Genomic DNA, 12494 nt, shown 5'->3' with positions numbered 1-12494 from the left:
CAGGCGAGAGTGGAGAATTCGGTCAGTTCGCCGGCAGCATGGCCCAGACCACCTTGCCCGAGCCCGCCGGGCTGCTGCCCCAGCGCTGGGTCAGCTCGCGGACCAGCATGAGCCCGCGCCCGCCCTCGGCGCGCGGGTCCCGGTCGGTCACCGCCCGGGCGGTCGCCGGGCTGCCGTCCATCACGGCCACCCGCAGGTACGGCCGGCGCAGGGTCAGCGTCACCTGCATCGGGGTGCCGGCGTGCCGGACGACGTTGCCGACCAGCTCGCTGAGGACCAGGGAGGCCGGGCCGGCCAGTTCCGGGATGTTCCACCGGGTGCACGCGTCGGTGACCAGCTCGCGGGCCCGGCGGCAGGCCCCGGCCACCGGCTCCAGCCGGGCCCGCAGCCGCGGGTCCGCCACCGTGCCGGCCAGCGCGGTCGCCTCCGCGCAGTCGCGGCGGACCGGCACCACCCGGCAGGCGGTGGTCTCGGCGAGCCAGGCCGCCGTTTCCGGTGGCGGGGCGCACAGCACGACCGGCACCGCGGGCCAGTCCGCGGCCCGGCGGAACGCGGCGGCGAAGACGGAGAGGGCGAGGGGGTCGGTGACGTCGAGCTTCTCCAGGTCGACCACGAGGGCGTCCGGCTGCGCCGCCAGGCACCGGTCCAGCACCGTGTGCACCGAGCGCATCGTGGCCAGGTCGAGCGCGCCGGTCAGCCGTACGACGGTGACCGCCGACTCGTCGCGGACCTCGCACCTGATCCGGGTCGACATCCCCAGGCCCTCGTTTCCGTCTCGTCGGGAGGATCTGGGAAGTACCCGTGCCCGGGGCGGGTGAAACCGGACATCAGCCCCGGGCGCTGCCCGCTCAGCGGCGATTCCGGTCCCGGGTGAGGAGCAGTCCGAGGGCGATCATGCCGACACCGAGCAGGAAGTGCAGCCAGTTGTCCGCGCCGTTGAGCGGGATGAAGTTCGCGCCGCTGTTGTGATCGACCACCACGCCGTAGAGCCAGAGCACGAGGTAGATCGCGCCGCCGCCGATCAGGAACGTCCGGGCCCCGGGAACGGTCCGGGCCAGCAGCAGGCCGGCGACGCCGAACAGCAGGTGCACGATGTTGTGCAGCCACGAGACCTGGAACAGCCCGAGCAGCTTCGCGTCGGAGTCGTGCCCGGCGAACTTCAGGTCGCTGAAGTGGGTGGTGATGCCCGGGATGAAGCCCAGCACGCCGATCACCAGGAAGAGCACGCCGACGGTCGCCGCGGCCCGGCGTACCGGCGCCTTGCCGTCGGCCGGGTTGCGTCGCCCACGGGAGTGCGCCATCGAGTTCGTCATGCCGGCCTCCTAGCTGACAGGGACCGCGCGGCTTTCCCCGGCCCACCGGAGACAAACGCACGCCCGGCCGGACCGTCCCCGGGGACGGTCCGGGCCGGACGCGGTACGACTCAGGCGGGCTGCAACGGTCGGGTGGCGAGCTGGCGGACCCGCTCGTACAGGTCCACGTACCGCTGGGCCATCAGCTCGGGGGTGAACCGGGCGGCCGCCTCGCGCCGGCACTCGTCCTCCCCGAGCAGCCCGGCGGCCAGCACCAGGTCGCCCAGCTCCTCCTCGTCGGTGGTGAGCAGCCCGGTCCGGCCGTGCTCGATGAGCTCCGGCAGGCAGCCCCGGTCGGTGGCCACCACCGGCGTGCCCAGCGCGAGCGACTCGACCACCGCCGTGCCGCCGGGCTCCTCCCACCGCAGCGGGAACAGCGAGGCCCGCGCCCCGGCCACCAGGTCGTCACGCTCCTGCCCGGCCACCGTGCCGACCCAACGCACCAGGTCGCCGTCGACGTGCGGGGCCACCTGGTCGTAGAAGAACCGCACGTCCGGGTTCTGCCGGGCCTCGTCGCCCGCCGCGGCCAGGTCCTCGGGCCGGTGGTACGGGCCGACCGGGCCGGCCAGCACCAGCGGGAAGCCGACCTGCCGGGCCAGCCGGGCGCCCAGGTCCTGCCCCTTGCCCGGGTTGATCCGGCCCAGGATGACCACGTGCTCGCCCTTCTCCACCGCCGGCCGGCGGTCCGCGCCGACGGCGAGCGGGGTGGACAGGTGCACGTGGCCCACCGAGTGCTCCTGGAGGGCGCGCGGCGCCCGGGCGAGCTGCGAGGCGGACACGCCGTTGACCCGCACCCGGTCGCCGCCGTCCAGGTTGCCGTACAGCTCGGGGTGCTTGGCCAGGTCCCAGTGCAGGGTGTGCAGCGCGGGCGGGGCGTCCGCGCCCATCGCGGCCAGGGTGGCCAGGCCGACCGCCTCCACGTGGTCGTGCACCAGGTCGATGTCGTCGCGGCCGTGCAGCGCCCGGACCACCCCGTTCAGGTGCGCCTGGGACACCCCGCAGACCTGGTTGTAGGGCCGTTGCAGCGCGTGGAACTGCCCGTCCGGGAAGACCGAGATCTTCTCGTCGACCGGCAGCGTGCTGCTCTCCACCGAGGCGAGCACCACCCGCACGCCGAGCTTGCGCAGCTCCGGCACCAGGGTGGCGACCACGTTCTCGATCCCGCCGTAGCCGGGCGGCGGCACGGACAACCAGGGACCCGCGTTCATCAGGACGGTGAGACTCATCGTGCGGTGTCCCTTCCCTTGTTCACGCCGCGACCCGTCGCCGCGGCACCCGGTGGCGCAGCTGCGCCAGCGGCGGCCGCTCCTCGATCGAGACGTCGCTGACCACGATCTCGCGGTCCAGGTTGGGCAGCGCCTCCGAGCCGCCCCGCCGGAACTGGGTCAGCAGGGCGGTCGGCTCCACGCCCGGCACCGCCCAGCCGCGCCGCTGCAACCGGGACCAGGCGGTCAGCATGATCTGCGCGGACATCTGGCCCAACGCCGCGGTGTCCTGGTGGCGGTGCTTGCGCTCACCCAGGTCCACCTGGGCCAGCGCGTCCAGCCCGACCAGCTCCAGCAGGTCGATGAGCATGGCGGTCTCCACGCCGTAGCCGGAGACGAAGGGCACCCGCTCCAACACCTCCCGGCGGCCGGCGTACTCGCCGGCGAGCGGCTGCACGAAGCCGGCCAGCTCCGGCCAGAACAGGTTGAGCAGCGGGCGGGCCATCAGCTCCGTCACCCGGCCCCCGCCGTCGGCCTCCACCCCGGTGGCCCGGACCAGCGGCCGGTGGTAGAAGCCCTTCACGAAGTCGACCGACGGGTCGGTGAGCAGCGGCCCGAGCAGCCCGGTGACGAAGTGCGGCCGGAACTCCCGCAGGTCGGCGTCGACGAACGCGACCACGTCGCCCTCGGCCGCGGCCAGCCCGGCCCAGAGCGCGTCGCCCTTGCCGGTGAGCCGGGGCAGCCCGCGCGTCATGGCGTCCTGGCTGACCACCTCGGCGCCCGCCGCCCGGGCCACCTGCGCGGTCCGGTCGGTGGACCGGGAGTCCACCACGATCAGCTCGTCCACGAGGGACACCCGGTCCATGAGGTGCTCCCGGATGGTCGACACGATCGCCCCGACGGTCGCCTCCTCGTTGCGCGCCGGCAGCACCACACTGACCCGGCTCGCGCCCTTGGCCCGCAGCAGGCGCCGCGTCGGCCAGTGGTCGGCGGACGTGGTGCGGTACGTGGCCCAGGCCTCCACCACAGGTGAGACGATCGAATCTGTATCCCGCACGGGCACACCCCCAGGTTGTGGCGGAACCACGGGCTTCTGGTTTTCCCATTTCACCGCCCGTGCTAACCGGATCATGCCTAACAGCTTGATCACGACCTGGGTGCCGGTCGGTTCCCACCCGGTGAACGTTTGATTGCGTGTCCCACCGCGTTTGACCACGGGGCAGCCCGGGGAGTGCTCTCGGCAGTCTGTCGGAGCGGTGAGAGGGTCGAGAAGATGCGCGCGTGCCGGGTGGGACTGGTCGGAGCCGGCGGGGTGGCGCAACGCCACGCCCGGGTGTTGACGGGCTTCGACGACGTGGAACTGATCGGGGTGACCGACGTCGCCCCGGACGCGGCGGAGGCGCTCGCGGGCACGCACGGCGCCCGGACCTTCCGCGACGTGGACGAGCTGCTCGCCGCCGGACCGGACGCCGTCTACGTCTGCGTGCCGCCGTTCGCGCACGGCCCGGTCGAGGAGGCGGTGATCGACGCCGGGGTGCCGATGTTCGTGGAGAAGCCGGTGGCCGTGGACCTGGAGACTGCGGAGCGGGTCGCCGCGCTGGTCGAGCGGCGCGGCCTGCTCACCGGGGTCGGCCACCACTGGCGCTACCTGCACGTGGTGGAGGAGGCCCGGCAGCTGCTCGCCGACCGTCCGGTGCGGATGGTCAACGGGGCCTGGCTGGACAAGGTGCCGCCGGTCGCCTGGTGGGCCCGCCGGGACCGCTCCGGCGGTCCGGTCGTCGAGCAGGCCGCGCACGTCCTGGACCTGGTCCGGCTGCTGGTCGGCGAGGCTACCGAGGTGACCGCGTACGGCGACGGCACCCCGCCGGCGGTGGAGGGCGCGGACATCGACTCGGTCACCGCGGCCACCCTGCGCTTCGCCTCCGGTGCCGTCGGCACCCTGGCGGCGGCCTGCGTGCTCGGCTGGAAGCACCGGGCGGGCCTGGAGATCCTCGCCGACGGGCTGGCCCTGTCGCTGGCCGAGGACGGCCTGACCATCTGCGACGCCGACGGCGAGCGGCACCTGCCCGCCGACCCGGACGGCGCCCGGGTCGCCGTCGACCGGGCCTTCGTCGACGCGGTCCGGGGGATCGGCGACGACGTGCGGGTCCCGTACGCCGAGGCCCTGCGCACCCAGCGGCTGGCCCTCGCGGTGGCCGAGTCCGCGCGGACCGGGCGGGCGGTGGCGCTGCCCACCGGGCCGGCCGCGCGGCTCACCGCCGCGGTCGCCGACGCGACGCCGGCCGAGGCGACCGGGGTGACCGTCGATGCGTGACCGGGTGGTGGTGGTCAGCGGACCGGGCCGGGTCGAGCTGGTCGAGCAGGACGCGGGGGAGCTGCGGGAAGGCACCTTCCGGGTGGAGACCCTCTACAGCGGGGTGTCCGCGGGCACCGAGCTGAGCTACGTCAAGGGCACCAACCCCTACCTGAACGTCACCTGGAACGCCGGCCTCGGGCTGTTCCAGCCGGGGGAGGCCAGCACCCCGTATCCGGTCACCCGGCTCGGCTACATGCAGGTCGGCCGGGTGGTGGAGAGCCGCACCCCGGCCGTCGCCGTGGGCACGGTCGGCGCCATGACGTACGGCCACCGCAGCGGGTACGTGGCGGACCCGGTGGCCGAGCGGTTCGTGCCGCTGCCCGACGACCTCGACCCGCTGCTCGGCGTCTACGTCGCGCACATGGGCCCGATCTGCGCCAACGGCCTGCTGCACGCGGCCGCCGACCTGTGCGGCACCGACGTCCGCTCGCTCGGCGACGGGGTGCGGGGCCGGCGGGTGGCGGTGGTCGGCAGCGGGGTGGTCGCGCTGCTCACCGCGCTGTTCGCGCGGCGGCACGGTGCCGCCTCCGTGGTGATCCTCGACCCCACCCCGGCCCGGCGCGAGGTGGCCGAGGCGCTGGGCCTGGAAACCCTCGACCCGGACGCGGACGACCCGGCCGTGGTGCTGAAGACCCGCTGGAACCACGCCGCCGGCGACCGGGGCGCGGACGTCGTCTTCCAGTGCCGGGGCCAGGACTGGGCGCTCCAGCTCGCGCTGCGCCTGCTGCGCCCCCAGGGCACCGTGATCGACCTGGCGTTCTACCAGGCCGGCGCGGACGCGGTCCGGCTCGGCGAGGAGTTCCACCACAACGGGCTGTCGCTGCGCTGCGCCCAGATCGGCCGGGTGCCGCGCGGGCTGGCCCCGACCTGGGACCGGGAGCGGCTCTCCGCCGAGACCGTCGAGCTGCTCCGCCAGTACGGCGACCTGATCCGCAAGCACCTCGTCTCCGCGGTGGTGCCGCTGGAGGAGGCGCCGGCGCTGCTCACCGACCTGGCCGAGCGGCGCCGCTCCGAGCTGCAGGTGGTGCTCACCGGCTGAGCCTGGGCGGGCCCGGTTACGGTGCTGCCATGACCACCGAAGCCGGGAGCCCGCCGGGGCTCGCCGCCCTGCTGCCGTACCTGCGCGCCCACCGCGGCACCCTCGTCGCGGTGGGCGCGCTGTCGTTCACCGGCGCCGGGGCGGCGCTGGCCCAGCCCCTGCTCACCCGGGGCGTGCTGGACCGGATCACCGCCGGCCGCCCGGCCGCCGGGTTGGTCGTCGCCCTGGTGGCGCTCGTGGTGGTCGGTGCGCTGCTCGGCGGGCTCCGCGACTTCCTGCTCCAGCGCACCGCCGAGGGCCTCGTGCTGGGCACCCGCCGGCGGCTCGCCGGGCACGTGCTGCGGCTGCCCATCGCCGAGTACGACCGGCGCCGCACAGGTGACCTGCTGTCCCGGGTCGGCGCCGACACCACGCTGCTGCGGGCGGTGGTCACCTCCGGCCTCTTCGAGACCGTCACCGGGGCGGTCATGGTGCTCGGCGCCGGCACCGCCATGCTGCTGCTGGACCCGCTGCTGTTCGGGGTGACCCTGGCCGCCGTCGCGGTCGGCGTCGGCTTCGCCCTCACCGTCGCCCGGCGGGTGCGCGGGCTGGCCCGCCAGGCCCAGGAGCGGGTCGGCGAGATGACCTCGGCCGTCGAGCGGGCCATCTCGGCGGCCCGGACCATCCGGGCCAGCCGCGCCGAGCGGCGGGAGACGGCCACCGTGGCGGCGAGCGCGACCGAGGCGTACGCGGCCGGGCTGCGGGTGGCCCGGGCGCAGGCCGTCGTCGGTCCGACCAGCACGGTCACCGTCCAGGGCGCGTTCCTGCTGGTGCTGGCCGTGGGCGGGGCCCGGGTGGCGGCCGGGGCGATCAGCGTGGGCGACCTGGTGGCCTTCGTGATGTTCCTGTTCTTCCTGGTGCTGCCGCTGGGGCAGGCGGTGCACGCGTACACCCAGCTCCAGAGCGGGCTCGGCGCGCTGGCCCGGATCGAGGAGATCCTCGCCGTGCCCGGGGAGGGGGCGGACGACCGGCCCGCCCCGGTGACCGCCCGGCCCGTCGCGACCGGACCGGCGGCCGTGGAGTTCGACCGGGTCGGCTTCGGCTACCCGGGCGGCCCGCCGGTGCTGCACGAGGTGAGCTTCACGGTGCCGGCCGGCACCCGGACGGCCCTGGTCGGCCCGTCGGGCGCCGGCAAGTCCACCCTGCTCGCCCTGGTCGAGCGCTTCTACGAGGTGACCGGGGGCGCGCTGCGCCTGGACGGGGTGGACGTGCGCGACCTGCCCCGGGACGCGCTGCGGGCCCGGCTCGGCTACGTCGAGCAGGAGGCGCCGGTGCTCGCCGGCACGCTCCGGGACAACCTGCTGATCACCGCGCCGGACGCCACCGACGACCGGCTGCGCGCCGTGCTCGACGAGGTCAACCTCGGGCACCTGGCCGAGCGGACGGCCGACGGGCTGGACGTGCAGGTCGGGGAGGGCGGCGTGCTGCTCTCCGGCGGGGAGCGGCAGCGGCTGGCCATCGCCCGGGCGCTGCTGGCCGGGCCGCCGGTGCTGCTGCTCGACGAGCCGACCAGCAACCTCGACGCCCGCAACGAGGCCGCGCTGCGCCGGGCCATCGACGCGGTCGCGGTGCGCCGCACCCTGTTGATCGTGGCCCACCGCCTCTCCACCGTGGTGGACGCCGACCAGATCGTGGTGCTGGACGGCGGCCGGGTGGTCGCCGTCGGCACCCACGACGAGTTGACCTCGACCAGCCCGCTCTATCGCGAGCTGGCCACCCACCAGCTCCTCGTCGGATGATCGCGAAAACGCCCTGACCTGCGCAGACACGGCACAATCCGGACACGCTCCGGCGCCCGCGGCGGGCGGGGGTCACAATCGGCTCCGGTTCGCGTACCGTTGCCGCTCATGGGTGTGTCGCAACGTCTGAAGAGCAGGTTCCGGCGGTTCCTCGAGCGCCCGGGGACGACGGTCGACCTGGCCCCGCTGGAGAAGCTGCTGCCGGCGATCGAGGGCCGCGAGGCGGAGCTGGAGAAGCTCTCCGACGCGGAGCTGACCGAGGCGGCCGGGCAGGCCACGGGCTACGAGGAGATCTGCGCGATCGGCCGTGAGGCGGCCCGCCGCGGCCTCGACCAGCGGCCGTACGACGTCCAGCTGCTCGGCGCCATGGCGCTGCTCTCCGGCAAGGTCGCCGAGATGGCCACCGGCGAGGGCAAGACGCTCACCGCGACCGTCGCCGCGTACGGGCACGTCCGGATGGGCAACGGCCCGGTGCACGTGCTCACCGTCAACGACTACCTGGCCCGCCGCGACGCCGAGTGGATGGGCCCCGTCTACACCCTGCTGGGGCTCACTGTCGGCTGGGTCAACGAGGCGTCCACCCCCGAGGAGCGGCGTGCCGCCTACGCCTGCGACGTCACCTACGTGTCGGTCAGCGAGGCCGGCTTCGACTTCCTCCGCGACCAGCTCGTCACCGACCTGGCCGACCGGGTCCAGCCGACGCTGAAGACCGCGATCGTCGACGAGGCCGACTCCATCCTCATCGACGAGGCCCGCGTGCCGATGGTCCTGGCTGGCGCGGTCCCCGGTGAGCAGGACCCGGTGCACGCCGCCGCCGCGCTGGTCCGGGGCCTGCGCAAGGGCCGGCACTACACGATCGCCGAGGACGGCCGCAGCGTCGCCTTCACCTCGGCGGGCCTCGCCACGGTCGAGGCCAAGCTCGGCGGCATCGACCTCTACGACGAGGAGCACGTCGCGCAGCTCTCCGCGGTCAACGTGGCGCTGCACGCGCACGCCCTGCTGCACCGCGACGTCGACTACATCGTCCGCGAGAAATCGGTCGAGCTGATCGACGAGATGCGCGGCCGGGTGGCCCAGCGCCGCCGCTGGCCGGACGGCCTCCAGGCGGCGGTCGAGGCCAAGGAGGGCCTGGACGCCACGGCCGAGGGCGAGGTGCTCGGCACCATCACCGTGCAGGCCTACATCGCGCTCTACCCCACGGTCTGCGGGATGACCGCGACCGCGGTCCTCGTCGGCGACCAGCTCCGCGAGTTCTTCGGTCTCGAGGTGGCGGTGATCCCGCCGAACACCCCGTGCGTCCGGGAGGACGAGCCGGACCGGATCTACGCCACCCGGGCCGAGAAGGAAGAGGCGCTGATCGACGAGATCCGGCGCTGCCACGAGGCCGGCCGCCCGGTGCTGGTCGGCACCCTCGACGTCAAGGAGTCCGAGGGCCTCGCGGCCGGCCTGCACGCCGCCGGGGTGCCCTGTGTCGTCCTCAACGCCAAGAACGACGACGAGGAGGCGGGGATCATCGCCGAGGCCGGCGCGTACGGCGCGGTGACGGTCTCCACCCAGATGGCCGGCCGGGGCGTCGACATCCGGCTCGGCGGCAGCGACCAGGCCGACCGGGAGCGGGTGGCCGAGCTGGGCGGCCTCTACGTGATCGGCAGCGGCCGGCACGACAGCCGCCGGGTCGACGACCAGCTCCGCGGCCGGGCCGGCCGGCAGGGCGACCCGGGTGGCTCGGTCTTCCTCGTCAGCCTGGAGGACGACCTGGTCGTCCGGCACGCCGGCGACACCGTCCCGCCGTCGCCCCGGATGAACGCCGACGGCCTGGTCACCGACCCGCAGGTCGACTACGCGGTCGAGCACGCGCAGCGGGTCGCCGAGGGCGTCAACCACGAGATCCACCGCAACACCTGGCGCTACAGCCAGGTGATCGAGCAGCAGCGCAAGGCGCTCGCCGAGCGCCGGGAGCGGCTGCTCACCAGCGACGTCGCCGCCCTGATGCTGCTGGAGCGGGTGCCGGAGAAGGCCGGCGAGATGGACGAGGACCTGCTCGCCGAGGTGGCCCGCACGATCGCCCTCTACCACCTGGACCGGCTCTGGGCCGACCACCTGGCCGAGCTCTCCGAGGTGCGCGAGGGCGTGCACCTGCGGGCGCTGGGCCGGCTCGACCCGCTGGACGAGTTCCACCGCAGCGCGGTGCCCGCGTTCAACGAGCTGATCCCCGAGATCGAGACGCGCACCATCGCCACCTTCGAGGAGACCGAGTTCGACGACGGGTGGGAGCCGGACTCCGCCAAGCTGGTGCGGCCGACCGCCACCTGGACCTACCTGGTGCACGACAACCCGTTCGGCTCCGAGCTGGACCGGCTGATCGCCTCGGTGGGGCGGCGGCTCATCGGCTCCCGCTGACCCTCCGCGAGGGGTCCCTTCCGGTGCGTACCGCGCCGGAAGGGACCCCTTTGCGCGGTTTCGATCCTGGTTTGCGAGGGTAGTAGGCCGGGGCTTCGAGTCAGGGAGAAGAGTGGACATGGGACAGGCAACGGCGCCGGACGGGGACACCGCGTACACGGACGCGGAGGTGGCGGAAGCCGTGGCCCGGTGAACCTCGACACGCGGGAGCCCATGATCGACACGCTCGGGGTGCTGGAGACCGCCGCGCTGCTGCGGGAGCTGACCGCCGGCCTGATCGCGGTCGCCGGCTTCGACGAGGCGCTGGACCGGTTGGTCCGGATCGCCCGGGACGCCGTACCCGGGGTGGACTGCTGCGGCTTCACGGCGCTGCGCGCCGGTGAGCCCGCCGGCGTGGCCGCCTCCGACCCGGCGCGGGCGGAGCTGGACGACCTGCGGCACGGCCCGGACACACCGGCCATGACCGCGATCCGGCGGCGGGAGATGATCACCGCCGCCGACCTGGGCGAGGAGTCGCCCTGGCCGGCCTGGGCCGAGCGGGCCCGCGGGCTCGGCGTGCGCGGGGTGATCTCCGCGCCGGTGGACGTGGACGAGCAGGTCATCGGAGCGATCAACCTCTACGCCGAGTCGGCCGGCGCGCTCACCCCCCGGCACCAGCTCACCGCCATGCTGCTCGCCGAGCACGGCGGGCTGCTGCTCGCCGCCGCCCGCGACCGGGAGCGGCAGGCCGCCCGGGCCGACCAGCTCGACACCACGCTGCTGGCGGAGGGGGTCGTCGGGCAGGCCGTCGGCGTGATCATGACGCAGCGCGGCTGCCCCGCCCCGGAGGCGCTGGACGTGCTCCGCAGCGCCGCCTCCTCGTTGGACATACCGCTGCGCGAGGTGGCCGAGCGGCTCGTGCTCACCGTCTCCCGGCCCCGGGACAACTGAGCGACATTCGTTTCACCCCGGTGGGCCTCGGGTAGCACCCTGGACTGGTGAGCTGATCCGACCTGGGGAGGAACCGATGGAGAGCCGACTGCGGGTGCAGGGCCATCCGATCCAACCGATGCTGGTGACGTTCCCGTTCGGACTCTTCGTCAGCGCCGCGGTCTTCGACCTGACCGATGTCGCCGGCGGTCCGGCCTTCCTCGGCGAGGTGGGCTACTGGACGGCGGTCGCCGCCCTGGTCGCCGCCGCGCTCGCGACGGTCGCCGGGATGGTCGACCTGTGGGACGTGCGGGCCGGCCGGACCCGCCGGACCGCGATCACGTTCAACCTGGTCAACGCCGCGATGGCGGCGCTGTTCCTGCTCACCTGCCTGATCCGGGCGCACGCGCCGCAGCGCGGCGCGACCGGCGTCCAGGTGGCCACCGAACTGCTCGCGCTGGCCGTGGGCTCGGTGGGGGTGTGGCTGGGCGCGCGGCTGATGCGCCAGTTCGACCGGGGCCGGGCCGCCGAGCCGACCGGGTTCGAGGCGCTCCGGGACATCCCCGGCGCCACCGTGGAGATCATCCGTCCGAAGGCCTGAAAACGCCTTGCCGCCGGCCGCCTCCGGCCGCCAGGCTCGGCCGGTGAGCACGGTACGGAACGCCGATGAGCTGATCGCCGAGGGCGCGGCGGCGCCGGTCGAGGGCTGGGACTTCGACTGGCTGGCCGGCCGGGCCACCGAGGAACGCCCGCCCTGGGGCTACGCCCGCCTGGTGGCCGCCCGGATGGCCACCGTCGGCGCCGCGCTGGACATCGACACCGGCGGGGGAGAGGTGCTGGCCGAGGTTCCCGTCCCGCCGCCGCTGCTGGTCGCCACCGAGGCGTGGCCGCCGAACGTGCCGGTGGCTTGGCGGACGCTCGGCCGGATCGGAGCCTGCGTCGTCCAGGTGGCCGACCGGCCGCCACTGCCGTTCCGCGACGCGTCGTTCGACCTGGTGGTCAGCCGGCACCCGGTGGACACCTGGTGGGAGGAGATCGCCCGGGTGCTGCGCCCCGGCGGCGGCTACCTGTCCCAGCAGATCGGCGCCGGCACCGTCCGCGAGCTGAGCGAGGCCATCCTCGGACCGCTGCCGCCGCCGGCCAGCCGCCACCCGGAGCGGGCGGTCGCCGCCGCCGAGGCCGCCGGGCTGACCGTGGTGGACCTGCGCGAGGCCACCCTGCGGACCGTCTTCCACGACGTCGGCGCGGTGGTCTGGTTCCTGCGCAAGGTGGTCTGGACGGTGCCCGGCTTCACCGTCGACCGCTACCGGGCCGAGCTGCGCCGCCTGCACGAGCGGATCCGCGCCGACGGCCCGTTCGTGGCGCACGCCCGCCGGTTCCTCATCGAGGCCCGCCGCCCCTGACCCGGCGCCCCGCGCGTCCACCAGCAGCTACCTCCGGTGATGGAAAGCAGGA

The 12494-nt window shown here is 74.7% G+C and carries 11 protein-coding genes; 7 read left to right on the top strand and 4 right to left on the bottom strand.

Features of this window, described 5'->3' with window-relative positions; all coding sequences use genetic code 11:
• Window positions 1-22: 22 nt before the first annotated feature.
• The 4 genes from NLX85_RS32475 to NLX85_RS32460 all read right to left on the bottom strand — a co-directional run bounded on the left by NLX85_RS32475 (window position 23) and on the right by NLX85_RS32460 (window position 3581).
• Window positions 23-754 carry an ATP-binding protein gene (locus NLX85_RS32475; protein WP_254341655.1) on the bottom strand — a complete coding sequence of 244 codons (732 nt, stop codon included), beginning with the start codon at window positions 752-754 and terminating at the stop codon, window positions 23-25.
• A 94-nt stretch (window positions 755-848) separates the two neighbouring features.
• Window positions 849-1313, bottom strand: coding sequence for a DUF4383 domain-containing protein (locus tag NLX85_RS32470; protein ID WP_374628772.1), 465 nt, complete (start codon window positions 1311-1313; stop codon window positions 849-851).
• Between the two features lie 110 nt (window positions 1314-1423).
• The gene (locus tag NLX85_RS32465) at window positions 1424-2578 is read right to left on the bottom strand and encodes a glycosyltransferase (RefSeq protein ID WP_254341653.1); all 1155 of its coding nucleotides are present in this window, start codon (window positions 2576-2578) and stop codon (window positions 1424-1426) included.
• A gap of 22 nt (window positions 2579-2600) precedes the next feature.
• Complete coding sequence (locus tag NLX85_RS32460) at window positions 2601-3581, bottom strand: glucosyl-3-phosphoglycerate synthase (protein WP_254341755.1); 981 nt, start codon at window positions 3579-3581, stop codon at window positions 2601-2603.
• 249 nt (window positions 3582-3830) lie between these two features.
• Here NLX85_RS32460 and NLX85_RS32455 point away from each other — a divergent pair, with 249 nt between their 5' ends.
• The 7 genes from NLX85_RS32455 (at window position 3831) to NLX85_RS32425 (ending at window position 12442) form a co-directional block, all read left to right on the top strand.
• Window positions 3831-4871, top strand: coding sequence for a Gfo/Idh/MocA family protein (locus NLX85_RS32455; protein WP_254341647.1), 1041 nt, complete (start codon window positions 3831-3833; stop codon window positions 4869-4871).
• Entirely contained in the window at window positions 4864-5952 is a 1089-nt protein-coding gene (locus NLX85_RS32450; protein WP_254341645.1) for a zinc-binding dehydrogenase, read from the top strand. Before NLX85_RS32455 ends, NLX85_RS32450 begins: the two co-directional genes overlap by 8 nt.
• Before the next feature lie 29 nt (window positions 5953-5981).
• Window positions 5982-7730, top strand: a complete 1749-nt coding sequence (locus tag NLX85_RS32445) for an ABC transporter ATP-binding protein (protein WP_254341643.1) — start codon at window positions 5982-5984, stop codon at window positions 7728-7730.
• A gap of 108 nt (window positions 7731-7838) precedes the next feature.
• On the top strand, window positions 7839-10130 hold the full coding sequence (gene secA2, locus NLX85_RS32440) for an accessory Sec system translocase SecA2 (protein ID WP_254341641.1): 2292 nt from the start codon (window positions 7839-7841) through the stop codon (window positions 10128-10130).
• 189 nt (window positions 10131-10319) lie between these two features.
• On the top strand, window positions 10320-11060 hold the full coding sequence (locus tag NLX85_RS32435) for an ANTAR domain-containing protein (RefSeq protein ID WP_254341639.1): 741 nt from the start codon (window positions 10320-10322) through the stop codon (window positions 11058-11060).
• Between the two features lie 76 nt (window positions 11061-11136).
• Window positions 11137-11640 carry a DUF2231 domain-containing protein gene (locus NLX85_RS32430; protein WP_254341637.1) on the top strand — a complete coding sequence of 168 codons (504 nt, stop codon included), beginning with the start codon at window positions 11137-11139 and terminating at the stop codon, window positions 11638-11640.
• A gap of 43 nt (window positions 11641-11683) precedes the next feature.
• Entirely contained in the window at window positions 11684-12442 is a 759-nt protein-coding gene (locus NLX85_RS32425) for a class I SAM-dependent methyltransferase (RefSeq protein ID WP_254341635.1), read from the top strand.
• Window positions 12443-12494: the final 52 nt, after the last annotated feature.

This window comes from Micromonospora sp. A3M-1-15, assembly GCF_024213425.1.
In the GTDB taxonomy this organism is placed as follows: Bacteria; Actinomycetota; Actinomycetes; order Mycobacteriales; family Micromonosporaceae; genus Micromonospora; species Micromonospora chersina.
The sequence above is the reverse complement of the archived record's forward strand: the minus strand, read 5'-3'. Positions and strand labels throughout refer to the sequence as shown.

What these genes read in the sequence shown, in the direction of transcription:
- NLX85_RS32455 (WP_254341647.1), top strand. Translation starts at nt 3,831, where the DNA reads ATGCGCGCGTGCCGGGTGGGACTGGTCGGAGCCGGCGGGGTGGCGCAA.
- NLX85_RS32445 (WP_254341643.1), top strand. Translation starts at nt 5,982, where the DNA reads ATGACCACCGAAGCCGGGAGCCCGCCGGGGCTCGCCGCCCTGCTGCCG.
- NLX85_RS32450 (WP_254341645.1), top strand. Translation starts at nt 4,864, where the DNA reads ATGCGTGACCGGGTGGTGGTGGTCAGCGGACCGGGCCGGGTCGAGCTG.
- NLX85_RS32430 (WP_254341637.1), top strand. Translation starts at nt 11,137, where the DNA reads ATGGAGAGCCGACTGCGGGTGCAGGGCCATCCGATCCAACCGATGCTG.
- NLX85_RS32470 (WP_374628772.1), bottom strand. Translation starts at nt 1,313, where the DNA reads ATGACGAACTCGATGGCGCACTCCCGTGGGCGACGCAACCCGGCCGAC.
- secA2 (WP_254341641.1), top strand. Translation starts at nt 7,839, where the DNA reads ATGGGTGTGTCGCAACGTCTGAAGAGCAGGTTCCGGCGGTTCCTCGAG.
- NLX85_RS32465 (WP_254341653.1), bottom strand. Translation starts at nt 2,578, where the DNA reads ATGAGTCTCACCGTCCTGATGAACGCGGGTCCCTGGTTGTCCGTGCCG.
- NLX85_RS32475 (WP_254341655.1), bottom strand. Translation starts at nt 754, where the DNA reads ATGTCGACCCGGATCAGGTGCGAGGTCCGCGACGAGTCGGCGGTCACC.